Here is a 1,505-nt window from a genome sequence, read left to right as displayed (position 1 = left end):
ATCCTTTGGGGGAAATATGATGCGTTTTTCAGCTTGGAAGAAGCATATTGCTATCAACGGGACTTGCCTAACGCAAATCTACACATCCTTGACGGCGGACATATGCTATTGCTTACCAACTTTGAAGAGACATCAGCGCTGGTCCACAAGTTTTGTTGGGCGGTATCAGGTACTCGCCGGCAGTTCAATCATTGATTATGGCCTTGTGCTGCTAATGATAGGTTCTAATTCATTTGAACTCTAAGCAAAATAAGGCCTATCCTGTGGTTCACATTCCAACCGCTCTTCCATCTGAAATGGGATGTGTCAAACATTTACGGATACTTTCACTTCAACTAGGTGCTTAAAAATTAAACATTGGCATTTTTGCGCATCTGAGTCGGCTTGTATGCTGATGGGACGCTTCGAGGTCCGGGGGCTTCTAATCGTTTCCATTGGGAGTTTCCCCCGACATCCTTGCCAGATAATCAGCATACTCAGTTAACATATCTTTCGCATTACTGAAATCAGGGGAGATGCGGGAAAGCTCGGCAATGATGTCTTTCTGTTTGGTATGGGTTATGCAGCAAATAGCTGGCGGCCTGGGTAAGCGGAATTGAGTATGGTCATGATAGACTTCCACCACGATTGTGCCACAATCGCTTTTATCGGGATATTTAATTACACTCCACATCCAGCGCTGTTGATCAGTTTCATCGACATTGCCCCATTCCCTCGAAATGTTCAAATTACCTGGCAGCTTGGGCATGACTTTGAAGCCACTGTCTTTGAGTTTCCCGTAGACAGGTTTAAAAAGTAAATCTAGATAGAGGCCGTAAGCTCCATCACCCATTTTTTCATAAGCTTTTTGTAGCCTGTCAGAGTGCTTATCCAGGACAATCTCCCAATAATTGTTAATGTGAAGCTGAGTCTGCTCGGCAATTTCCTGAATGTTGCTCTTAGGTGTAATTGATTGCATAAACGTTAATTTTGTTTGATGCAAATCTGCATAAAAACCTTTTTTGATCCTCCTTTATATACTTTTTAGTATATAACCATTTTTGGATAAGAAACTGAATATCAAAACAATAAAATACCTATGGAGAGCTTTATTTTCGATCACAAGGTCTACTATAATCCTATCGAATTTGCATTTGCTCACATTGGCGGTACGTGGAAAATGCCGATTCTGATTTGCCTCAGAGATTCAGGCAAGCGATACGGTGAGTTGAAACTTGCGGTCCCACGTATTACTGACAAAATGCTTTATACCCAGTTACGTGAGCTGGAAGGTATGGGATTACTTACCCGCACTGTGTATCAGGAAAAACCACCCAAGGTAGAGTACGCACTGACAAAGAAAGGACAACGAGCATTACCAGTAATTGACCAGCTGATCCAGTATGGGCAGGAATTAATGAGTGAAGTGGACCTTCGAATATTAAGTCATTCTGAACTGCTAAAAAAGTAACGTCTTAGATTCTCATATAACCTCAAATGAGATACACATACAGAGGCATTGGCGA

3 protein-coding genes are annotated in these 1,505 nt (G+C 42.0%); 2 read left to right on the top strand and 1 reads right to left on the bottom strand.

Annotated features, from left to right (window positions below):
• On the top strand, window positions 1-195 hold a 195-nt coding region (locus Q369_RS29400), incomplete at its 5' end, for an alpha/beta fold hydrolase (RefSeq protein ID WP_031529891.1).
• Window positions 196-421: 226 nt separating this feature from the next.
• Here Q369_RS29400 and Q369_RS0121985 read toward each other — a convergent pair.
• Entirely contained in the window at window positions 422-958 is a 537-nt protein-coding gene (locus Q369_RS0121985; protein WP_051664213.1) for a DUF6022 family protein, read from the bottom strand.
• Between the two features lie 120 nt (window positions 959-1,078).
• On the opposite strand from Q369_RS0121985, the gene Q369_RS0121980 reads away from it, so the two are divergent.
• Window positions 1,079-1,450, top strand: coding sequence for a winged helix-turn-helix transcriptional regulator (locus Q369_RS0121980; protein WP_031529889.1), 372 nt, complete (start codon window positions 1,079-1,081; stop codon window positions 1,448-1,450).
• Window positions 1,451-1,505 lie beyond the last annotated feature (55 nt).

Source organism: Dyadobacter crusticola DSM 16708 (assembly GCF_000701505.1).
Classification (GTDB): Bacteria; Bacteroidota; Bacteroidia; order Cytophagales; family Spirosomataceae; genus Dyadobacter; species Dyadobacter crusticola.
Note: the sequence above shows the minus strand (reverse complement) of the source record. Positions and strands in the feature narration are given on the sequence as shown.